General features: G+C 65.6%; 20 protein-coding genes and 1 pseudogene. 6 read left to right on the top strand and 15 right to left on the bottom strand.

Going from position 1 to position 21,672, the window contains the following annotated elements:
• Nucleotides 1-2: 2 nt before the first annotated feature.
• The 4 genes from CHX26_RS12270 to CHX26_RS12255 all read right to left on the bottom strand — a co-directional run bounded on the left by CHX26_RS12270 (nucleotide 3) and on the right by CHX26_RS12255 (nucleotide 4,892).
• Nucleotides 3-2,309, bottom strand: a complete 2,307-nt coding sequence (locus tag CHX26_RS12270; protein WP_104942612.1) for an ATP-dependent helicase — start codon at nucleotides 2,307-2,309, stop codon at nucleotides 3-5.
• Between the two features lie 73 nt (nucleotides 2,310-2,382).
• Nucleotides 2,383-2,937, bottom strand: a complete 555-nt coding sequence (rsmD, locus tag CHX26_RS12265) for a 16S rRNA (guanine(966)-N(2))-methyltransferase RsmD (protein ID WP_104942611.1) — start codon at nucleotides 2,935-2,937, stop codon at nucleotides 2,383-2,385.
• Nucleotides 2,934-3,713, bottom strand: a complete 780-nt coding sequence (locus CHX26_RS12260; RefSeq protein ID WP_104942610.1) for a pseudouridine synthase — start codon at nucleotides 3,711-3,713, stop codon at nucleotides 2,934-2,936. Before CHX26_RS12260 ends, rsmD begins: the two co-directional genes overlap by 4 nt.
• Nucleotides 3,714-3,731: 18 nt before the next feature.
• Entirely contained in the window at nucleotides 3,732-4,892 is a 1,161-nt protein-coding gene (locus CHX26_RS12255) for an aromatic ring-hydroxylating oxygenase subunit alpha (protein WP_104942609.1), read from the bottom strand.
• Nucleotides 4,893-4,964: 72 nt separating this feature from the next.
• Between CHX26_RS12255 and CHX26_RS12250 the strand changes: the two genes are divergently transcribed.
• The gene (locus CHX26_RS12250) at nucleotides 4,965-6,809 is read left to right on the top strand and encodes an MFS transporter (RefSeq protein ID WP_104942608.1); all 1,845 of its coding nucleotides are present in this window, start codon (nucleotides 4,965-4,967) and stop codon (nucleotides 6,807-6,809) included.
• Here CHX26_RS12250 and CHX26_RS12245 read toward each other — a convergent pair.
• The 11 genes and pseudogenes from CHX26_RS12245 to radC all read right to left on the bottom strand — a co-directional run bounded on the left by CHX26_RS12245 (nucleotide 6,806) and on the right by radC (nucleotide 16,114).
• Nucleotides 6,806-8,110, bottom strand: coding sequence for a bifunctional folylpolyglutamate synthase/dihydrofolate synthase (locus CHX26_RS12245; RefSeq protein WP_104942607.1), 1,305 nt, complete (start codon nucleotides 8,108-8,110; stop codon nucleotides 6,806-6,808). The two genes, CHX26_RS12250 and CHX26_RS12245, sit on opposite strands and share 4 nt — an antisense overlap.
• A 97-nt stretch (nucleotides 8,111-8,207) precedes the next feature.
• Entirely contained in the window at nucleotides 8,208-9,059 is an 852-nt protein-coding gene (gene accD / locus CHX26_RS12240) for an acetyl-CoA carboxylase, carboxyltransferase subunit beta (protein WP_104942606.1), read from the bottom strand.
• Nucleotides 9,056-9,853, bottom strand: coding sequence for a tryptophan synthase subunit alpha (gene trpA, locus CHX26_RS12235; RefSeq protein ID WP_104942605.1), 798 nt, complete (start codon nucleotides 9,851-9,853; stop codon nucleotides 9,056-9,058). The genes accD and trpA overlap by 4 nt, the downstream gene beginning before the upstream one ends.
• A 168-nt stretch (nucleotides 9,854-10,021) precedes the next feature.
• Nucleotides 10,022-11,236 carry a tryptophan synthase subunit beta gene (gene trpB, locus CHX26_RS12230; RefSeq protein WP_104942604.1) on the bottom strand — a complete coding sequence of 405 codons (1,215 nt, stop codon included), beginning with the start codon at nucleotides 11,234-11,236 and terminating at the stop codon, nucleotides 10,022-10,024.
• A gap of 91 nt (nucleotides 11,237-11,327) precedes the next feature.
• Entirely contained in the window at nucleotides 11,328-11,963 is a 636-nt protein-coding gene (locus CHX26_RS12225) for a phosphoribosylanthranilate isomerase (RefSeq protein ID WP_104942603.1), read from the bottom strand.
• Between the two features lie 10 nt (nucleotides 11,964-11,973).
• Nucleotides 11,974-12,480: a GNAT family N-acetyltransferase gene (locus CHX26_RS12220; RefSeq protein ID WP_104942602.1), complete on the bottom strand. Its 507-nt coding sequence runs from the start codon at nucleotides 12,478-12,480 to the stop codon at nucleotides 11,974-11,976.
• A 5-nt stretch (nucleotides 12,481-12,485) separates the two neighbouring features.
• Nucleotides 12,486-12,847: pseudogene (locus tag CHX26_RS12215) on the bottom strand (bleomycin resistance protein).
• An 11-nt stretch (nucleotides 12,848-12,858) separates the two neighbouring features.
• A complete protein-coding gene (gene pyrF, locus CHX26_RS12210) occupies nucleotides 12,859-13,533 on the bottom strand; it encodes an orotidine-5'-phosphate decarboxylase (RefSeq protein WP_104942601.1) in 675 nt (224 codons plus the stop codon).
• Nucleotides 13,530-13,940, bottom strand: a complete 411-nt coding sequence (locus CHX26_RS12205) for a hypothetical protein (RefSeq protein ID WP_104942600.1) — start codon at nucleotides 13,938-13,940, stop codon at nucleotides 13,530-13,532. The genes pyrF and CHX26_RS12205 overlap by 4 nt, the downstream gene beginning before the upstream one ends.
• A gap of 58 nt (nucleotides 13,941-13,998) precedes the next feature.
• Nucleotides 13,999-15,309 (bottom strand): adenylosuccinate lyase, encoded by a 1,311-nt coding sequence (gene purB / locus CHX26_RS12200; RefSeq protein WP_104942599.1) that lies wholly within the window; start codon nucleotides 15,307-15,309, stop codon nucleotides 13,999-14,001.
• Nucleotides 15,310-15,379: 70 nt separating this feature from the next.
• Entirely contained in the window at nucleotides 15,380-16,114 is a 735-nt protein-coding gene (gene radC / locus CHX26_RS12195) for a RadC family protein (protein WP_104942598.1), read from the bottom strand.
• 74 nt (nucleotides 16,115-16,188) lie between these two features.
• Here radC and CHX26_RS12190 point away from each other — a divergent pair, with 74 nt between their 5' ends.
• The 5 genes from CHX26_RS12190 (at nucleotide 16,189) to CHX26_RS12170 (ending at nucleotide 21,662) form a co-directional block, all read left to right on the top strand.
• Entirely contained in the window at nucleotides 16,189-19,347 is a 3,159-nt protein-coding gene (locus CHX26_RS12190) for an intermembrane phospholipid transport protein YdbH family protein (protein WP_104942597.1), read from the top strand.
• On the top strand, nucleotides 19,344-19,622 hold the full coding sequence (locus CHX26_RS12185; protein WP_233997143.1) for a YnbE family lipoprotein: 279 nt from the start codon (nucleotides 19,344-19,346) through the stop codon (nucleotides 19,620-19,622). The genes CHX26_RS12190 and CHX26_RS12185 overlap by 4 nt, the downstream gene beginning before the upstream one ends.
• Nucleotides 19,623-19,659: 37 nt before the next feature.
• Complete coding sequence (locus tag CHX26_RS12180; RefSeq protein WP_104942596.1) at nucleotides 19,660-20,043, top strand: YdbL family protein; 384 nt, start codon at nucleotides 19,660-19,662, stop codon at nucleotides 20,041-20,043.
• A gap of 407 nt (nucleotides 20,044-20,450) precedes the next feature.
• On the top strand, nucleotides 20,451-20,798 hold the full coding sequence (locus CHX26_RS12175) for an AtpZ/AtpI family protein (RefSeq protein WP_104942595.1): 348 nt from the start codon (nucleotides 20,451-20,453) through the stop codon (nucleotides 20,796-20,798).
• Between the two features lie 102 nt (nucleotides 20,799-20,900).
• Nucleotides 20,901-21,662 carry a F0F1 ATP synthase subunit A gene (locus tag CHX26_RS12170; protein WP_104943417.1) on the top strand — a complete coding sequence of 254 codons (762 nt, stop codon included), beginning with the start codon at nucleotides 20,901-20,903 and terminating at the stop codon, nucleotides 21,660-21,662.
• Nucleotides 21,663-21,672 lie beyond the last annotated feature (10 nt).

Genomic DNA, 21,672 nt, shown 5'->3' with positions numbered 1-21,672 from the left:
GCCTAACCCACGACCGTCACGAAACTGTCGAGCACCCGTTTCTCACCTGCATCCTCGAACAGGATGGTGAGCTTGTTGCCTTCCTGATCGATCACGCAGCCGGTGCCGAATTTGGCGTGGGTCACCATCGCCCCGATGGCGATGTCGCTGCGCGCCGGGGCGGCGAAGTTGGCGGCTGAGCGGGTGTTCTCGCGCACGCGGGCGGGCTTGGTTTCGTAGCCCGATGTCAAAGCCCGCTGCCAGCCGGGGCCGCGTTGCTGTGCCTTGGCGGGGTTATCGCGGGCGACGTGGGCGAAGGGGTCTTCCTGCTCGCGCCAGTTGGCCCGCCACAGGCTCGCACCGCCGCTAAGCGTGCTTTCCTGATCAATATGTTCGCCCGGCAGCTCCTCGATGAAGCGTGAGGGGATCGAACTCACCCACTGGCCGTAGATCCTGCGGTTGGCGGCGTGCAGGATGGTGCAATGTCGCTTCGCGCGGGTGATCGCGACATAGGCGAGGCGGCGCTCCTCCTCCAGCGAGGCAAGTCCGCCCTCGTCGATGGCACGCTGCGAGGGGAACACGCCTTCTTCCCAGCCGACGCAGAAGACGTTGTCGAATTCCAGGCCCTTGGCGGCGTGGATCGTCATGATCGTGACTGTCTCGCCCTGATCGGCGCGCTCGTTATCCATCACCAGGCTGACGTGTTCAAGGAAATCGCCGAGCGTCGCGTATTCCTCCATCGCCCGGGCAAGTTCGGAAAGGTTTTCCGCTCGGCCGGCGCTTTCGGGCGAATGGTCGGCAGAAAGCATGGCGTTGTAGCCTGATTCCTCCAGCACCAACCGCAGCAGATCGGCAGGGGACAGCGTCTCGGCCTGTTCGCGCCAATGCAGGAACTGCCGCATCAACCCGCCGATGGTGGCAGCGGCGCGCTTGGGCAGCTCGTCACTATCGGCCAGTTGCAGCGCGGCGGCGGCGAGCGGCAGGCCGGTGCGGCGGGCGTGGGCGTGCATCTGTTCGAGCGCCTTGGCACCGAGCCCGCGCTTGGGCTGATTGTGGATGCGTTCAAATGCCAGATCGTCCTGAGGCTGGGCGATCAGGCGCAGATAGGCCAACGCATCGCGGATTTCGGCGCGTTCGTAGAAGCGGAAACCGCCGATGATGCGGTAATTCACCCCGATCTGGATGAAGCGGTCCTCGAACTCGCGGGTCTGGTACTGCGCGCGCACGAGAATGGCGATGCTGTCGAGCCCGGCGCCCTCACGCTCCAGCCGCTCGATCGCCTCGCCTACCCGGCGCGCTTCCTCGGGCGCGTCCCACACGCCGATCACCTTGACCTTGTCGCCGCCGTTGACCTCGGTCCACAGGGTCTTGTCATGGCGCTGGCTGTTGGCGCGGATCAGCCCTGAAGCCGCGCCGAGGATATGCGGCGTGGAGCGGTAGTTCTGTTCGAGCCGGATCACTTCCGCGCCGGGAAAATCCTTCTCGAACCTGAGGATGTTGGCGACCTCCGCCCCGCGCCAGGAATAGATCGACTGGTCGTCGTCACCCACGACGCAGATGTTCCTGTGGCCCTGCGCCAGCAGGCGCAGCCACAAATACTGCACCGCATTGGTGTCCTGATATTCGTCCACCATGATGTAGCGGAACCGGCGCTGGTAGTCGGCGAGGATGTCCGGATGGCCGCGCAGGATGGTCAGGATGTGCAGCATCAGATCGCCAAAATCGCAGGCGTTCAATTGCTTCAGACGCTCCTGATAGCGGGCATAGAGCGCTGTGCCGCGCCCGTTGGCGTAGGCCTCGTTCTCCACCGCGTCCAAGTCGGCAGGGCTCATGCCGCGGTTCTTCCAGCGGTCGATCAGTCCGGCCAGCTGGCGCGCGGGCCAGCGCTTCTCGTCCAGCTCGGCCTCGGTGATGAGTTGCTTAAGCAGGCGCAACTGATCGTCGGTGTCGATGATGGTGAAATTGTGCTGTAAGCCCACCAGTTCGGCATGACGGCGCAGCATCTTGGCGCAGATCGAATGAAAAGTGCCGAGCCACGGCAGGCCTTCCGCCTGCGGGCCGAGATGGTGCGCCACGCGTTCCTTCATTTCCCGCGCCGCCTTGTTGGTGAAGGTGACGCACAGAATCTGCGAAGGGTAGGCGCGGCCCGTCGCCACCAGATGCGCAAGGCGGGCGGTGAGCGCCGCCGTCTTGCCCGTTCCCGCGCCCGCCAGCATCAGCACCGGGCCCTCGGTCGCTAGCACTGCTGCGCGCTGCGGCGGGTTCAGCCGCGCGGCATAGGCGGGAACCGCATCGCGTCCGGGCGCGGGGGAGGGCAGGTTGCTGCTCATTGTCTCATGCGAACAGGTAGAGAACAATCGCCGTCTGGGCAAGCCGCGAGAGCGGGCTTGTCGACGGCGGGCTTCAGACGTCGGCCGCGTCGAGACGCAGCAGGTGCAGCATCCCCTTGCCGACCTTTCGCGTGGTGTCGGCGACAAGGCCCTTGACCGCCACGTGCTCCTTCGCGCCGGTTTCCAGCGCGATCCATGTTTCCGGCCCGATCCATCCGAGCCTGAGCAGCCGGTCGAGCGCGACTTCGCCAGCGCCCGACTGATAGGGCGGATCGGCGAGGATCAGATCGAGCGGGGCAAGGGCAGTGCGGAGGCCCATCACCGAACCGGCCTCGACCCGCGTGCGTGCCTGCGCGCCGAGCGCGGCGATATTGGTGCGGATCGAATCGAGCGCTGCGCGGTCCTGCTCGACGAACAGGCAATGCGCGGCCCCGCGCGAGATCGCCTCAAGCCCCAATGCGCCCGAGCCTGCAAACAGATCGGCAACTTGCAGACCCTCGAAACTACCAAGGCGACTGGTGAGCATCGCAAACAGGGTCTCGCGCGCGCGGTCGGCGGTGGGACGGGTCGCCTCGCCCTTGGGAGCGACAAGTTTCCTGCCCCGCCATTCCCCGGCAATGATTCTCACTTCCTGTTGCCCTTCGCAAGATCGGCAAGGAAACGGTCGACCGGCTTGCCCTTGAGCTCCACTGCCTGCCCACGCGGCAGATCGCCGAGGGCGAACGGGCCATAGCCGACGCGGATCAGGCGGTTCACCTGAAGCCCGAGATGTTCGAGCACGCGCCGCACCTCGCGGTTCTTGCCTTCGGTGATGGTCATCTCGATCCACAGGTTGCGCCCTGAGGAACGCTCGAGATTGGCATCGATCGAGCCGTAGCGAACGCCGTCGATCTCGACGCCTTCGATCAGGTCTTCGAGCTGCTCCTGTGACACCGCGCCGAAGGCGCGCGCGCGATAGGTGCGCGGAATGCCCGATGCTGGCAGTTCAAGCTTGCGCTTCACTTCGCCGTCATTGGTGAGCAGTAGCAGGCCTTCGGTGTTGAGGTCGAGGCGCCCGATCGGCATCACCCGCCCCGCGCCCTTGGGCAGGGCATTGCGCAGCGCGGTGTAGATCGTCGGCCGGCCCTTCGGATCGCGCTCGGCGGTGATGAGGCCGGTGGGCTTGTGGAAGGCGAACAGCCGCGTCGGCTCGGCTGCAGTGACGGGCTGGCCGTCGACGGTCACGCCCTTAAGGCTGGTAAGGATCGTGGCAGGGGTGTCGAGCACCTTGCCGTCAATCGCCACGCGGCCTTCGGTGATCATGCGCTCAATCTCGCGGCGGCTGGCGATGCCGGCGCGGGCGAGCAGCTTGGCGATACGGTCCCCTTCGGGGCGACCTTCGGAGCGAGGGGGCTGGGTGGGCATAGGCGGGCGGGTAGGCGTTCAGCCCGCCGCCCGCAAGGCCTCGCTCACGATCTGGTCAAACCGCGCGATCCCGCCTTCCAGCGTGCCGAGCGTCACATGGCTGACCGCGCCGCTCGAAAGCCCCTGCTGGCCGAGCTCCGCCGCGCGGAAATCCTCGGAGGCGAACACCCCCCCGTCGAGCAGGTTCCAGCTCTTTTCCCAATGCGCCAGCGCCTTTTCGGTTTGCGGAGCCTCGGGGATGAGCATGAAATCCTCGACCAGCGTCAGGTCGGCGGCCTGCGGCATCAGCACCATCACGTTCACATAATCGGGGCTGGGGACGATGATCGTGGCGGGCAGAAGCTGGTAGGCGAAAGTCACCACCCGGCGCAGCTGCGCCATGTCAGTCAGATCGACCCCCTCCATCTCTTCCAGCCGGCCCACGGCTGACCGCTGGTGCGGGCCGATCTGGTCGCCGGCGGTAATCCCGTCCTTGAAGAACGGGCCGATGGTGGCGGCGTGCAGGCGGGTGACATGGTAGCTTTCGAGGAAAGCATCCATGATCAGCTTCCAGTTGCCCTTGACCGTGTGCAGCTTGCGGCGGAACAGGTGCGCTTGGCCCAGCCCAAAGGCATCGAGATCACTGCCCAATTCCTGTGCATGGGCGAAGTCCGCACCCTCCTCAGGCGCAAACCAGATCAGGCCGCCTGCCTCGATGCTGGGCAGTTCGACGAGGCCGAAATCCGCCTTGTCGAGCCCCGGGAAGGTCTCTGGCCGGGGCAGGGCCATCAGCCCGCCGTCGAGCCGGTAAGTCCAGGCGTGATAGGGGCATACGAGCCGCTTGGCGCATTGCACCTCATTTCCCTCTACCAGCCGGGTTCCGCGGTGGCGGCAGACATTGAGGAAGACATGCGCGCGCCCCTCATTGTCGCGGGTCAGCAGCAGCGGGCGGCCGGTCGCATCATGCGGTACGGCCATGCCGGGCTCGGGCAACAGCGCGCTCGGCGCGATGACCTGCGGCAGCCGATCGAACAGCGCCGCCCTTTCGCGCGCGAAGTGATCGGGGCAGGTGTAGTTGCTTGCCGGCACGGTCTGGATCCCGCCCGCCTGCCGCCCCTCTCCTGTCCGGATCGCTTCGGCGAGGGCAAGCTGGCCCCGCGTCGGCGACGATCGGGGGTAATCTGTTGCCAAGGCGCTCATCGCTCTTTTCTCATCCTCTCGTCCCGGCCTAATGGTGCATTCAAATGGGATCGAGAACAAGGATGCATATCGATGGCTGAAGCGCGCGCCGGCAAGCCCGGGTGGAGCGTGGTCTTGCGTTCCATGGCGCAGCGCAAGACGGGCTATATGGCGCTGTTCGGTTTTGCGAGCGGATTGCCCTACGCCCTGTTCCTCGGCACCCTTTATGCGTGGCTGGACGAGGCCAAGGTCGATCTGAAGACGATGGGCGTCTTTTCCCTGATCGGGCTGGCCTATTCCTTCCAGTTCATCTGGTCACCGGTTGTCGACCGCGTGAACATTCCCGCCTTCATGCGGCTGGGCAAGCGCAAGCAGTGGATCGTGCTGATGCAGGTCTTGCTCGGCACGATCCTCGTTACTCTGAGCCTGCTCGAGCCAAAGTCGCAACTGGGCTGGTTTTCGCTGCTTGCGGGGATTGGCGCGCTTGCCAGTTCCACGCAGGATATCGCCATCAACGCCTGGCGGATTGAGGTGGCGGATGAGAAGGCGCCTCTCGATATCCTCTCCGCGGTCTATCAGATGGGCTACCGGCTGGCGGCACTGGTGGGCGGTGCCTTCGGGTTGATCATCGCCGCGCAGATCGGCTGGCCGGAGACCTACATGGTCATGGGTGCCATCCTTCTGTTCATCGGGACAATCGGCCTTTTTGCGCCGGATGCGCGACATGGCGACACGCCAGGCCAGCCGGCGGGAGAGGATGCGCTGGCGCGGCTCTATATGCCGGGTGAGGTGCGCTATCCGGTGCGCAACAGATATCTTTTCTGGGTTCTGGCGCTTTGGGGCTGGAGCCTTCTGACGCTTGGCATTTTCATGGTGCGCGCGCTGGGCGGCTATGTGGAGATGTTCCTGCCGGTTCTGGAGTTTTCGCTGTTTGGCGCGCAGCGCTACTTCGATTTCAACTGGCTGCTGGGGATGTTCCCGCTCGGACCCGAGGGAAGACCCGACCCAACCGAGTTCACCGCCAACATGGGGCCGTTCATCATCCTTGCCACAATCGTGCTGCCGTCGGTCATCGCCGCCTTGCTGTTCAACCGCAAGGCCAATGGCAATGACCTGATCGGCGAGGGGGAGAGCGTTGCGGCGGGCAATCTTGCGCTCGACCACCTCTATCGTGCGCTGCTGGTTCCGCTGGTTGAATTCGTGGGGCGTATGGGCTGGAGCCTGATTCTGATCTTCGCGCTGGTCCTCATCTATCGCATCTGTGATGCAATCTGGGGAACCTTCGCCTACCCGTTCTATCTGGGCGAACTGCAATACACCAACGAGGATGTGGCATTTGCCTCTAAGATCTTTGGCGTTTTCGCGATTATTGGCGGGCTGGGGATCGGAGGCGTGATGCTATCCGCGCTCGGCAGGATGCAGACGCTGACGATCGGGGCGCTGCTCGCAGCGCTGACCAACCTGCTGTACGCAGAACTCGCTATTGGCGGGACAATGATGCAGGCGGCGAGCGATGCGGTCGGCTTCACGCAGGCGATCGATTGGTTGACCTTCGTATTCTCGTTTCTGTTCGTCACAGCTCCGCCCTCGCCGGGGCTCGCAAAGCTGGCTTTCGTGATCATGTTCGAAAACCTTGCAGTGGGGATCGCCGGAGCGGCGTTCGTCGCTTATCTTTCCTCGATCGTGAACACCCGCTTCAGCGCGGTCCAGTACGCGCTGCTGTCCTCGCTTACCATGCTCGTGGGGACTCTGGGGCGCGGGGCATTGGGCCAGATGATCGAGGAGCAGGGCTATTACGACGTCTTCATCCTGACGACCGGGATCGGCGGTTTCGCGGTGGTGCTGTGTCTTATCGAATGGGCGCGGCAGGCGCGAAAGGGCCGCGCGTCGGGCGTGGTCACACCTGAGGTAGTCCAGCCGCCCGAGCCGGAGAGCTAGTCCGGCAGTTCATCGTTCAGCCGCAGCACCTCGCCCGCGAGATAGAGCGATCCGGCGATGAGGATCGGCAGGCCGTCGTCGGGGATTATCGCCAGCGCGCTTGGCACATCGGGGGCGGGGTGCGCCTCAGGGCCGAAGGCGCTCGCCGGATGCCATTCGTGCCCCGGCACCGGCACGGCGGTGATGGTGACGAGCGCGTCCCCGAGCGGGCCAATAAGCGAGGCCGGGTCCTTGCCCTCGATCATGCCGATGACGAGGTGAAGGCGTTGACCCGCAAAGTGCGCACCCAGCATCGCGCCCGCCTGCGGATTGTGCCCGCCGTCGAGCCACACCTCGCGTGCGCCCACCAGCGGACCGGGCGAAAGGCGCTGCATCCGCGCAGGCCAGCGGGCATGCCGCAGCCCCAGTGACATCGCCATCGGGCCAACCCGGACCTTGTCCTGATGCTGGAGCATGGCGAGCGCGAGCCCGGCGTTGAGCACCTGATGCGCGCCCGCGAGGGCCGGGTGGGGTAGGGTGAACGCGCCCATCTGATCGCGGTAGGTCATCATCGCGCCGGGGCGGCAGTCCCATGCATCGCCCTGCATCGCCAGCGGCGCACCTGCGCGCCGGGCAGCGGCGATCACCTCGTGGTTGGATTCGGGGCGATAGCTCAGCGTCACCAGCGGAACGCCCTTCTTCGCGATCCCCGCCTTCTCGAAGGCAATCCGTGCCATCGGCTCGGTCGGCACGCCCTCTTCGGGTGCCAGCAAGAAGCGTTCGTGATCGAGGCCGAGTGCGGCGATGCCGCAGGCGGCCAGCGCCTCGGGTTCGAGGACGTTGGTGGCGTCAAAGCGCCCGCCCATGCCGACTTCGACCACGCAGGCATCGGCAGGCGTGCGGCTGAAGGCCAGGAAGGCGGCGGCGATGGTGACTTCGAAGAAGCTCGGTCCCAGGTCCTCGCCCCCCTGTTCACTGGCATCCAGCACCTCGGCCAGCACCTCGGCGAGCATTGCGTCGGAAATCAGCTCTCCTGCGAGGCGGATGCGCTCGTTGTAGCGCACCAGATGGGGGCTGGTGGTGACATGGACGCGGTAGCCCTCGGCCTCCAGCATCGCCCGCAGGAAGGCGCAGGTCGAGCCCTTGCCGTTGGTCCCCGCGACATGGAACACCGGCGGCAGCTTGCGGTGCGGATTGCCGAGGCGCTCCATCAGGGCGCGGATGGTGTCGAGGCCGAGCCGCCCCTGCGGCAGGCTCAGGCGGGCCAAGCGATCAAGCTGCGCCTGCACGCGCGGATCGTCGGATGTGCCGAAATCTTTCATGCCTACCTCGTCACCCCAGCGAAAGCTGGGGCCTCAAGCGGCAAGCGCCGCATTTGACGCCCTAGGTCCCAGCTTTCGCTGGGATGACGTTTTCGTATTACGCCGCCTTCACCGGTGTCAGATAGTCCAGCACCTGACCCAGTGTCGCCTTCAACTCCCGGCGCGGCACGACCATGTCGACCATGCCGTGCTTGTGCAGGTACTCGGCGCGCTGGAAGCCCTCGGGCAGCTGTTCGCGGATCGTGTCCTGAATGACGCGCTGACCGGCAAAGCCGATGAGCGCGCCCGGCTCGGCAATATGGATATCGCCGAGCATGGCGTAGCTGGCGGTCACCCCGCCGGTGGTGGGGTCTGACAGCACCACAATATAGGGCAGCCCGGCCGCCTTCAGCCGCCGGGTCATCACAGTCGCGCGCGGCATCTGCATGAGGCTGAGAATGCCTTCCTGCATCCGCGCACCGCCCGCCGCGGTCACCACGACATAGGCGCAGCCGCGATCCAGCGCCTTCTGCGCGCCGTCGCAGAAGGCCTGCCCCACGGCCATCCCCATCGAGCCGCCCATGAAGCCGAAATCCTGCACGCCGACCACCGCCGGGCGGGTGGCAATGAAGCCCGATCCGACCACGAAGGCGTCTTCATGCGGGTTGGCAGCGCGCGCCGCCTTGAGGCGGTCGGTGTATTTCTTGGTGTCCTTGAACTGGAGCGGGTCTTCGGTGACCTTGGGCAGCGGCAGCACCTCGAACCCCGGATCGAGCAGCAGCGCGAGGCGCGCATCGGCCCCGATCCGCCCGTGATGGTCGCACTTGGGGCAGACCGAGAGGTTCGCCTCGTAATCGGCGACGAACAGCATCTCCTGACACGAGGGACACTTGATCCACAGGTCCTTCTCGGTGGACTTTTTCTCGGGCGCGAAGCCCAGCGAGTTGCGGACGCGGGTGAACCAGTTCATGCCAGTTGCTCCTGACGGGCGGTGTGGACCGCGTGGGCGAGGGCGGAGGTCAGCTCCTTTAGCTTGGCCGGAGCCTGCGCGCCATAGGCCCCGCAAATCTCCACCAGCGCAGAGCCGACCACCACGCCGTCCGCGACCTTGGCGATGGCTGCGGCCTGTTCGGGGGTGCGCACGCCGAAGCCGACCGCGACGGGGAGATCAGAGGATTGCTTGATACGCGCGACATTGGCCTCGATGCTCTCGATCTGCGCTTGCTGCTTGCCGGTGATCCCGGCGACCGAGACGTAGTAGAGGAAGCCTTCCGACCCTTCGAGCACCTGCGGCAGGCGCGCCGCATCGGTCGTTGGCGTGGCAAGGCGGATCGGGGCGATGCCCTTGGCGCGCAGTGCCGGACCGAGCGCGTCGTCCTCCTCGGGCGGAATGTCGACGCAGATCACGCCGTCAACGCCCGCCTGCGCCGCCGCATCGGCAAACCACTCGGGGCCGCGGCGCACCATCGGGTTGGCATAGCCCATCAGCACCAGCGGCACATCGGGGTGCCGGGCGCGGAAGTCGGTCGCATAGCGGAGCACGTCCGCCGTGGTGGTGCCCGCGCCGAGGCTGCGCAGATTGGCGCTCTGGATCGCGGGGCCATCGGCCATGGGATCGGTGAAGGGCATCCCCAGTTCGATCACGTCCGCCCCGGCTTCGACCAGCGCATCGAGATTGGCCGCGGTGTCGCCATCGCCTGCGGTGATGAAGCAGACGAGCGAAGGGCGGGGGGCTGCGAAGGTGGCGGAGAGGCGGTTAAGCACGCCAGTTTCCCTTTTTCCAGTCTCTGTAAATGAAGAGAACCGCTGCGAACCAAACAAAAACAAGCGGAAGCTCTAGCAAGGGGTTTTCGAACTTAAGGCCCCACAATAACACGGCAGGATAAGCGATCACGCAGATCCACGCTATGGCCATAGCAATCAGACGAAAGCTCAAAGCTCCACCCCCAGACGCTCCGCCACGGTGAAGATGTCCTTGTCGCCGCGGCCGCACAGGTTGGCGAGGATGATCGCGTCCTTCGGCATCGTCGGCGCGACCTTCTTCACCGCTGCAATCGCGTGCGAGGGTTCCAAGGCCGGGATGATCCCCTCGGTCGCGCACAGCAGCTGGAAGGCGTCGAGCGCCTCCTCGTCGGTGACGGCGGTGTAATCGACGCGGCCGCTTTCCTTCAGCCACGCGTGTTCTGGCCCGATGCCGGGGTAATCGAGCCCGGCGCTGATCGAGTGGCCTTCGGTGATCTGGCCGTCCTCGTCCTGCAGCAGGTAGGTGCGGTTGCCGTGGAGCACGCCGGGCGATCCGCCGAGCAGGCTGGCGGCGTGTTCGTCCCCGTCGAGGCCGTGGCCTGCGGCTTCCACGCCGAGCATCTTGACCGACGGATCATCGAGGAAGGGATGGAACAGCCCCAGCGCGTTCGATCCGCCGCCGATCGCCGCGACCAGCAGGTCGGGCAGGCGGCCCACGCGGTCGAGCATCTGGGCGCGGGCTTCCTTGCCGATCACGCTCTGGAAGTTGCGCACCATTTCCGGATAGGGGTGCGGGCCTGCCGCGGTGCCGATGATGTAGAAGGTGTCGTGGACGTTGGCGACCCAGTCGCGCAGCCCTTCGTTCATTGCGTCCTTGAGCGTCGCGCCGCCGCTGGTGACGGGCACGACTTCTGCCCCCAGCAGCTTCATGCGGAACACGTTGGGCGATTGCCGTTTCACGTCCTCGGCGCCCATGTAGATCACGCAAGGCAGGCCGAAGCGCGCGCAGACCGTCGCGGTAGCCACCCCGTGCTGCCCCGCGCCGGTCTCGGCGATGATGCGCTTCTTGCCCATGCGGATCGCGAGCAGGATCTGGCCGATGCAATTGTTGATCTTGTGCGCGCCGGTGTGATTGAGCTCGTCGCGCTTGAACCACACCTGTGCGCCGCCGAGTTCTTCCGTGAGACGCGGCGCGAAATAGAGCGGCGATGGGCGACCGACGTAGTGTTCGAGCAGGTCGTCGAATTCCGCCTGAAACGCCGGGTCTGCCTGCGCCTTGCGGTATTCGCGCTCAAGATCGAGCACCAGCGGCATCAGCGTCTCTGCGACATAGCGCCCGCCGAACTGGCCGAAATGGCCGCGCTCGTCCGGCAGGTTGCGGAAGGAATTGAGAGGTGTGTTCATCAGTCCATTAATGCCGTTCGTGTCGAGCGCAGTCGAGACACTTGTTGCGCCGGGGTGAAGGCCTCTCGACTTCGCTCGAGGCGAACGGAGGTTATGCTTGTCGTGCCGCTTTGCAGAAGGCCGCGATCTTGTCCACGTCCTTGATACCGGGAGAACGCTCGACCCCAGAAGAAGTATCCACCAGCGGCGCGCCGGTGAGGCGGATTGCTTCGGCGACGTTCGCGGGGGTCAGCCCGCCCGCCAGCCCCCAGGCAAGCGGCGCTTGCCACCCGGCGAGCAGGCTCCAGTCGAACGCCGTGCCATTGCCGCCGGGGAGAGCCGTGGCGGGGGCATCGAGCAGCACGCGGTCGGCCGCACTGCGAAACTGCGCGACGTTGGCAAGGCTGGCGGCATCCTTCACCGCCATGGCCCGCCATGCCTCGATTTCCGTTTCCGCGCGGAAGCGGGCGAGGGCTTCGGGCGGCTCGGCCCCGTGGAACTGCACCACATCGGGCGCGACAGTGCGCACCGCCTCGGCCAGCAGCGCGGGATCGGGGTTCACCACCAGCAGCACCGCCTTGACATGCGAAGGCACCTGACGCCGCAAAACCCCGGCGTCGGCAAGGCTCAGGTGGCGTGGGCTTTTGGCGAAGTGGACAAAGCCCACATGGCTCGCCCCCGCACCCACCGCGGCGGCCAGGGCCTCGGGCGTGGAAATCCCACAAATCTTGACGAAGGCGCCGGTCATCGCTGGGGCATTACGCGCGGCCGAGCGGCTTTTCCAGCACCACAAAGGTGATGGGCGGATCGCGCCGTATGGGGAAGGGGCGGCGCTCGCCGGTTAAGGCATAGCCGCGCCGTTCGTACCACGCGATGAGGCTGGCGCGGCTGTCGATCACGGTCATCTCCATCGCCGCGATGCCGAGCGCGCGGGCGAGGTCTTCGGCAGCGTCAAGCAGGCGGCGCCCGAGGCCTGCCGATTGCAGGGTCGGCAAGACGCACAGCATCCCGAGATAGCCGAGCCGAGAGTCTATGCGGGTGACCGCTACGCAGCCGGTCAGACTGTCCCCGTCGCGTGCGGTCAGGACCGTCACCGCCGGATCGGCCAGCATAGCGTCGAGTTCGGCGCGCTCGATGCGTTCATCGTCTAGAATGTCCGCCTCGTGGTTCCACCCGGCCCGGGCCGAATCCCCGCGATAGGCGGCTTCGAGCAGGTCTTTCAGCGCCGGGGCATCAGCGGCGGTGGCGGGGGTGATGGTGGCCATGCGGGTCAGAGGTTTTGGATCAGGCGAAGCAGGGTGCCGTCCGGGTCGATCAGATAGGCAATCGTCAGTCCGGCCGGATCAAGCGCGGCGGGGTGATAGCGCGGGATGCCGTGGCGCGCATCGGACACGCCGCTCGCTTCCACCTGCGCCATCATCGCGCCCAGATCGTCGAGCCTGAGGCAGCAGCTGAACGAGGACTGGTAGGGGTCGAGATCGGGATAGGGGAAGAATTCCAGCGTCACGCCCCGCGCGAGAGGATCATCCACCCGTTCGAGCGGTAGTCCTCCTCGAACCCGAGCCTGGCGTAGAACGCCGCCGTCGCTGCGAAATCGCGCGAGGGCAGGTTTGGGGTGGCCTCGTCCGCCATGGCCGGTCTGCCTAAAGCGTCGCCTCGATCGCCCGCGCCGCCGCGACCGGGTCTTCCGCCCGCGCGATGGGCCGGCCGATGACCAGCACGCTTGCGCCGTTATCGCGTGCCTGACGAGGGGTGACGACGCGCTTCTGGTCGCCGGTGCCATTCCCCGCTGGGCGCAGGCCGGGGACGACGAAGAACCCGTCGCGCCACGCCTTGCGCACCATCCCGACTTCCTGACCCGAGCACACGATCCCGTCGAGCCCGGCTTCATGCGCCAGTTCGGCAAGGCGCATGACCTGCGTTTCGGCGCTGCCATAGACGCCGGTTGCGGTCAGATCGGCCGCATCGAGGCTGGTGAGCATGGTGACTGCCACCACCTTGCAGCCTTCGGCAGCGGCAGCCTTGGCATCCTCCATCATCGCCCGCCCGCCGCTGGCATGGACCGTCACGATTGCCGGTTCATAGACATGGATCGCCTGCATCGCGCGGGCGACGGTATTGGGGATGTCGTGGAACTTGAGGTCAAGGAAGATCGGCAGACCGCAATGGGCGATTTCATGCACGCCGTGTGCGCCGTGAGCGCAGAAGAATTCGAGGCCGAGCTTCACCCCGCCGATATGCGCCTTCACCTTCTCGACCAAGGCTCTGGCCGGTTCCAGCTGCGGCACGTCGAGCGCGAGATAGACCGGGTTGCTCACTTGCCACTGCCTCCTTCGGTATTGCTGTCCACCGGGCCGAGCGGCGTGCTTGTCTCTCCCGCGCTTGTCCCGGACTTGTCCACAGACATATCCGCCGTCTGCGCTGCGCCTGTGGCTGCGGTGAGATCGGCTTGGCGCGCCAGCGCGGTGTTCTTGAGTGAGGTCTCCAGCGCCCGCACCCGGCGATTGAGACCCCACACTACGCTGCGATGCAGAGCCCACATCGGCAGAAGGCCGAGCAGGAAGGCCAGCATCACCACCACCGGCACCTTGGTTTCCAGCACCAGGTTCTGCCACAGCTTCAGCTCGACCGGCTGCCAGTTATAGATCGCGAAGATCAGGAAGCCGACCGCTGCCAGAACCCAGATGATTGTGCGCAGGATCTTCACGAGCGGCCCCTCTCCCATTGCCCGACAGCCGCGGCGAAACTAGGCGATTTGCAGGGCATGTCCAGCACCGCCGAAGTCAACCGAACACCCGCGCGAAGATCGTGTCGACGTGCTTGAAGTGGTAGCCGAGGTCGAACTTCTCTTCGAGCTGCTGGGCAGAGAGCGCGGCGGTGACGTCGGCGTCGGCCTTGAGCAGATCAAGCAGCGACAGCGCGCCATCCGATTCCCACACCTTCATCGCGTTGCGCTGCACCAGCCGGTAGGCATCGTCGCGGGTCAGCCCTGCCTGCGTGAGCGCCAGCAGCACGCGCTGCGAATGGATGAGGCCGCCCATGCGATTGAGGTTCTTCTCCATGCGCGCAGGGTAGACCAGCAGCTTTTCGACCACGCCAGTCAGCCGCGCCAGCGCGAAATCGAGCGTGATGGTGGCATCCGGGCCGATGTAACGCTCGACCGAGGAATGCGAGATATCGCGTTCGTGCCACAGCGCCACGTTCTCCAGCGCCGGGGTGACGGCAGAGCGCACCACGCGGGCGAGGCCAGTGAGGTTTTCGGTGAGGATCGGGTTGCGCTTGTGCGGCATGGCGCTTGAACCCTTCTGGCCGGGCGAGAAATATTCCTCGGCCTCCAGCACTTCGGTGCGTTGCAAGTGGCGGATTTCCACCGCGAGCCGCTCGATCGAGCTGGCGATCACGCCCAGCGTGGCAAAGAACATGGCATGGCGATCACGCGGGATCACCTGGGTGGAGACAGGTTCGATGGCGAGGCCAAGCTGCTCGGCGACATATTCCTCCACCGCCGGATCGACATTGGCAAAAGTGCCGACCGCGCCGGATATGGCGCAGGTGGCGATCTCCGCCCGCGCTGCCACCAGCCGCGCGCGGCAGCGGTCGAATTCGGCATAGGCCTGCGCCAGCTTCAGCCCGAAGGTGACCGGCTCGGCATGGATGCCATGGCTGCGGCCGATGGTGGGGGTGTATTTGTGCTCCTCGGCGCGGGTCTTGATTGCGGCGAGCAGCCCGTCGAGATCGGCCAGCAGGATGTCGCTGGCGCGCGCCAGCTGTACCGACAGGGTGGTGTCGAGCACGTCGGAGCTGGTCATGCCCTGGTGCATGAAGCGCGCTTCCTCGCCCACCTGCTGCGCCACCCAGTCAAGGAAGGCGATGACGTCGTGCTTGGTTACGGCCTCGATCGCGTCGATGGCGTCCACGTCGATCGTCGGATTGGTCGCCCACCAGTCCCACAGCGCCTTGGCGGCGGATTGCGGCACAACGCCGAGATCGGCGAGTTTCTGGGTGGCGTGCGCTTCGATCTCGAACCAGATGCGATATTTCGCCTCCGGCTCCCACAGGGCGGTCATGGCAGGGCGGGCATAGCGGGGGACCATCGGGCGGCTCCATTTGGGGCTGGATTCTCGCCGCGCGGGCTAGGCGGGCGGGGCGCGGATGGCAAGAGCGCTAGATAAGACCCTTGGCCCTGAGGCTTGTATGTCCCTCGCGCCCGATGATGACGTGATCGTGGACGGTGACGCCCATGTGCCGTCCGGCCTCGGCGATGCGCTGGGTGATCTGGATGTCGGCGCGGCTCGGCTCGGGGCTGCCCGAGGGGTGATTATGGACGAGGATCATGGCAGAGGCGCCCACATCCATCGCCCGGCGGATCACTTCGCGCGGGTGGATCGCGGCTTCGTCGATCGAACCGTCGCCCACGTGATGATCCTCGATCAGGCGGTTCTTGGTGTCGAGATAGAGCACCCGGACACGCTCGACGGTCAGGTGCGCCATGTCGGTGGTAAGGTAATCGATCAGTGCCTGCCATGAACCGAGCACTGGCTTGCCCATGATCTCTCCGCGCGCCATGCGCCGGGCTGCGGTTGCCACAGCCTTGAGCGCAGCCGCCGAGTTCTCGCCCACGCCCTTGACCCGCTGGAGCGCCTTGGGATCGGCGTTCATCACGCCTGCAAGGCTGCCGAACTGAGCCAGCAGGGCCTTGGCCATCGGCTTGGTATTGCCCCGCGGGATCGCGGCGAACAGCAGATATTCAAGCACCTCGTAATCCGCGAGCGCCTCTGCACCGCCCGTCAGCAACCGCGCACGCAGGCGCGCACGATGCCCGTCGCCAGCCGCCTTGCCCGCATCCCAATCGGGCACGGCGTTGTCGAGAAACGGGAAACTCTCTTCAGCTTCCGGCAATGCGACCTCCGGGAAAGCGTTGTTCCTTATGCCTCATTGCCTTTGCGCGATGATGCGCGCAAGGGTCGGGGACGATGCCGATGGCAGACGATGAGCATATCGACGGGCCGCAAGACGGCCGCAAGCGGAAGCGTTGGCGCGGGCGAATCGCGGCAGGCCTTGCGCTGTGCCTGCTGGTCGGCGGCAGCGCGGCATGGATCGACCGCGAACGCATCGCGACAGATGCCATCGACGATTATCTCGCCGCGCGCGGCATCGCGGCGACCTACGACATCATTTCCCTCTCCCCGCGCGAGCAGGTGATTGCAAATCTGGTGGTGGGCGATCCGGCAAAGCCCGATTTCACCGCACAACGCCTCGCGGTTTCGCTGGGTGTGGGCTGGTCGGGGCCGGAGGTGCGCGGCGTGGTGATCGAAGGCGCGCGGGTTCATGCGCGCTTTCGCGATGGCAGCTTCAGCCTCGGTTCGCTCGACCCGCTGGTGTTCACCGGAAGCGACGCGCCCCCCAGCCTGCCTGCAATCGACATGACGATCCGCGATGGCCGCGCCTTGCTGGAAAGCGATTACGGCCCGGTCGGAATCAAGCTTGAGGGGAGGGGCAGGCTCGATGACGGGTTCGCCGGATCGCTGGCGGCGGTCGCGCCGGGGATCGGCACGCAGAGCTGCCGGGCCGAGAAGGCAACCTTGTTCGGCAAGCTTGTCACCAAGGCCGGTGCGCCTCGGCTTGCAGGGCCGATGCGGCTGGGCGGGCTGGATTGCGGCGGGGCGCGGCTCGCACGGGCTGATATCGGAACGGTTCTCAGCCTCTCGCGCGATTTCTCCTCTGCCGAGGGCGATCTGCGTATCGAGGGGCGCGGCGCGGCGTTTGCCGCGGCAAGTGGCGCCAGCCTTTCGGGGACGGCAGACGTCAGCTGGACCAGGGATCGTCTGGCGGTTGCCCATGACATCGCAGTGATGGACGCGGCAATGCCGCAGGGCCGCCTTGCGCGCCTGTCGGCCGAGGGCGCGTGGCGCGGCGCGCCTGGACTGACGCAGGGTCAGTGGGAGGGCGAACTCGCCGGCACGGGCTTGCAACCGGGGCAGCAGATTGATGCCGCGCTTGCTGCTGCTGCGGAGGGGACGCGCGGCACCATGCTGTCCCCGCTCATCGCCAAAGCGCGCACCGCCACGGGCCGCGCGCTCGGCGGGGCGCGTTTCGGCGCGAAGGCCATGATCCGGCACAAGGACGACAATATCGCCTTCATTCTGCCCCAAGCCGCCCTGACCAGCCGCCGCGGCACTCCGGTTCTGGCGATATCGCAGGCCAGCGCCGGGATCGGCCGGGAGGGGCTCACCGGCCTCAAGGGCAATATCCTTGCAGGCGGCGAAGGTCTGCCGAACATCAATGGCCGGATGGAACAGCAACGGGGTGACGGCTGGGCGCTGCGGCTGGTGATGGCTGAGTATGCCCATGGGGCAAACCGGCTCGCGATCCCGCGGCTGACATTGCGAGCGGGCGCGGATGGCAGCCTTGCCTTTGACGGTTTGCTGGGGGCGAGCGGCGACCTGCCGGGAGGAACGATGCGCGATCTCGTCGTCCCGATTGACGGAAGCTGGACGCCTGCGCGTGGTCTCGCCCTCGGAACGCGCTGCCTGCCGCTTCGCTTTGCCGGGCTTGAATTGTCCGGGCTCTCATTTGCGCGCCAGAGCCTCACCCTGTGTCCTGATGGGCCGGGGCCGATGCTCGCTTATGGCGAAACGCTGACACTGGCGGCGCGCAGCGGCCCGATCAGCCTTGCCGGACGGATGGCCGATGGCCCCGCAACGCTGGCCGCCAGCGCCGTTCGGCTGCGCTATCCCCAGCCATTCGCGCTGGATGGTCTCGATGCGCGGATCGGCAGTGGTGCGAACGAAATGCGCCTTGCCGCCGCCAGCCTCACCGGCAGCCTTGATGGCGAAGTGCAGGGTCGGTTCGACGGCGCCAGCGCGCGGCTGGGCGCGGTGCCGTTTGATCTTGACGCGATGACGGGGCGCTGGCGGTTTGCCGATGGCACATTGCAGGTGGAGGAGGCCAGCTTCCTCCTGTCGGACCGGCCGGAAACGGGTGAGGCACGCTTCAACCCTCTGGAGGCACAGGGCGCCTCCCTCACGCTGGCCGACAACCGCATCACCGCCGAGGCGAGCCTGCGTCAGCCGCGCGCTGGCGCCCGGATCGCCGATGTCACGATCACCCACGATCTCGATCGCGCGCAAGGGGGCGCGCGGCTCAAGGTGCCGGGGATCAGGTTTGACAGGGACCTTCAGCCCGAAGACCTCTCGATGCTTGCCAAGGGCGTGATCGCCTTTGCCGACGGCACACTGACCGGCGAAGGGCGGATCGACTGGAGCGGCGAGAGCATCACCAGTTCCGGTTCCTTCGCCAGCGACGGCCTTGATTTTGCGGCCGCCTTCGGCCCGGTGCGCGGCCTGTCCGGCAAGGTCGCCTTCTCCGATCTCGTCAATCTCACGACAGCGCCGGATCAGGTCTTGCGCATTGCCGCGATCAATCCGGGGATCGAGGTGCTGGACGGCATGGTGCGCTTCGATGTCCGCGAAGGCACCCTGCTGTCTTTGCGGGATGCCCATTTCCCGTTCATGGGCGGCGATCTGAGGATGCGGCCGCTGGTAATGGACTTCAGCCAGCCTGAGGAACGGCGGTATGTGTTCGAGATCACCGGGCTGGATGCTGCGACTTTCGTGGCGCAGATGGAACTCACCAATCTGGGCGCGTCCGGCACCTTCGACGGCACCGTGCCGGTCGTGTTCGACGCCAATGGCAATGGCCGGATCGAAGGCGGGGTGCTGATCGCCCGCGCGCCGGGAGGCAATGTCGCCTATATCGGCGAGCTGACCTACGAGGATCTGGGTGCGATGGGCAATTACGCCTTTCAGGCGCTGCGTTCGCTGGATTACCGGCAGATGAGCGTCGGCCTCAACGGCGACCTTGCAGGCGAGATCATCACCAATTTCGATTTCGACGGGGTGCGGCAGGGCCAGGGCACGAGCCAGAACTTCATCACCCGCCGCCTTGCGAAGCTGCCGATCCGGTTCAAGATCAATGTCCGTTCGGAAAACTTCCACGAACTCGCCACGATGGTGCGTTCGTTCTGGGATGTGAACTATCTCGGCAGTTTCGAAGACCGGTTCCGGGTCGAGAACGGCCGCCTCGTGCCTCGCAATTCCGTTCAACCTCCTGAAAGCGAAAGTCAGCCATGACAGACCACGAATTGACCGCGCTGCGGCGCGCTGCCACATCCCCGGTAATGATCGGGACAAGGGCAGCAGCCATGGAGCGGTACGTCAGGAACAGGCGCCGGGCCGTGATGGCGGCAGGCTTGATCCTTTCGGCAGGTCTTGGGGGATGCATCAACATCGCCGCCCCCGACAAGCCGATCGTGATCGAGCTCAACATCACGATCCAGCAGGAGGTGATCCTGCGTCTGGCGGAGGACGCGAAGAACACGATCGATGAAAATGCCGATATCTTCTGAAGAGGTGAGGCTGGCATCGGGTCGGATGGGAGGAAGAATGATGCGCAGTTTGCTTATCGCCGCAGGTGCCGGGCTAGCCTTGTCAGCGCTTGTCGCCGCTCCGGCGCTGGCGCAGCGTGACCCTGCCTATGCGGCCGCGCGTGCAGCGGGCAAGGTCGGCGAGAAGCCGGATGGTTACCTCGGCATTGTCGGCGATGCCGATCCAGCGCTCCAGCGGCTGGTCAATGACATCAATATCAAGCGCAAGGCGGTCTATTCGCAAAAGGCGGTAGAAAAGAAGGCAACGCCTGAGGAATACGCCTTCACCTCCGGCTGCATCGCGATTGCCGCTACCGTGGCAGGCGAGAAATACATGGCGCCCGACGGCACCTGGAAAACCCGCACCGGTGATGCTCCGATTCGCGATCCGCGCTGTCCCTGAGGTTTGTGCGCCCGCCTGCGCGGGCATAGTCTTGGTGCGTTTCGAGCCTTTCTGGCTCGCGCACTTGCGGGCGGCCTTGCAGGTGTGCTTCGCACGTCTGCGCCTTCGACCCCGGCCTGGCGGCCCGTCCGTTGGCGGGCCGGACCATCGCAAGACCCGATGAAGATGCCGGTTCCGGGCGCGCAGCGACCGCAAGGGCGGCCGCCCGCCCGCAGGCGATCAGGCCCACAGGGCCTGAAGCTCGCCGAGGACGCAGCTGCGGATGCGGCTGCGAAAAACAAGTTCGCACCTGCACAATCTGTGCCTTTGGCCATGTTGACACATATGTGCCCCCCTTCTAAGGGGGCGGCGCCCTCGGCGGGCACCTCGTCGCGCGTGCCTTGAACAACCTTTTTGGGGATCATGGCATGAATGATGAGAAACCCGCCCGAGAACCCATTCACGAGGATGCGCGGATTGACGCGCTCGAAGCGCGGCTCAAGGCCGCACGCGAGCGTGAAGAACAGCGCAACCGGCCGCAGGTGAAGGGTGTCGATGCGAATTACCGCAGCGGCAACCGCGCTCTGGCCAACCTTCTGGGAGGGATCATCGGCGGCCTGGTGATCGGCTTTGCGGTGGACGCATTGCTCGGGATCCAGCCCTGGGGTCTGTTGGCGGGGCTGTTCCTTGGAACGGCATCAGCCTTCAGAAGCATTATTCTCAGCGCGAATTCGCGCCCCGCAGATGAGGCCCAGGGCCGGGATAGCGAGGGTTAGACCCCTGCTTGCCCACCTTCAGGTCCCCTCTTGGGGCGTGTTTCATGTGAAACATTTGGGGATCTTTCGATCGTGGCAGCCGAAGAAGGCAAGGTCGATCCGATGAAGCAGTTCACCATCGAACCCCTGCTGGGGTCCGATTGGCAACTGGCTGACGGGATCAACATCGCGTTCACCAATTCCGCGCTGTGGATGGCTCTGACCGCCATCCTCGTCTGGGTGTTCGTCGCAGGCGGTATGAAGCGCGAACTGGTGCCGGGGCGCTGGCAGATGGCGGTCGAGAGCATGACCGGCTTCATCGACGATCTGCTCGAAGCCAATGTCGGCAAGGCCGGGCGCAAGTATGTGCCTTACATCTTTACGCTTTTCATGTTCATCCTGTTCGGGAACCTGCTCGGCCTTGTGCCGGTCGGTCTGATCCCCGGGGTGCATGCCTTCACCTTTACCAGCCACTTCACCGTCACCGGGGTGCTGGCGATCATCAGCTTCTCGATCGTCCTGATCGTCGGTTTCTGGAAGCATGGTCTGCACTTTTTCTCGCTGTTCTGGCCCTCGGGGACGCCGGCATTTCTGGCGCTGCCTATCAGCCTGATCGAGCTTGTTTCCTTCATGGTGCGTCCCTTCAGCCTCGCGCTGCGTCTCTTCGTCGCGATGATGGCCGGCCACGTGTTGCTGAAGGTGCTGGCGAGCTTCGTGATCGCGGGCGGTAGCGGCGGCATTGGTACCGGCGTGATGGTCGGTATTCCGAGCTTCATCCTGATGGTCGCAATCAGCGCGCTCGAAATTCTTGTCGCAGGCATTCAGGCCTATGTCTTCGCGCTGCTGACCTCGCTCTACATCAACGACGCGGAAAACCTTCACTGAGGGCTGTGAG

This window comes from Porphyrobacter sp. HT-58-2 (assembly GCF_002952215.1).
In the GTDB taxonomy this organism is placed as follows: Bacteria; Pseudomonadota; Alphaproteobacteria; order Sphingomonadales; family Sphingomonadaceae; genus Erythrobacter.
Note: the sequence above shows the minus strand (reverse complement) of the source record. Positions and strands in the feature narration are given on the sequence as shown.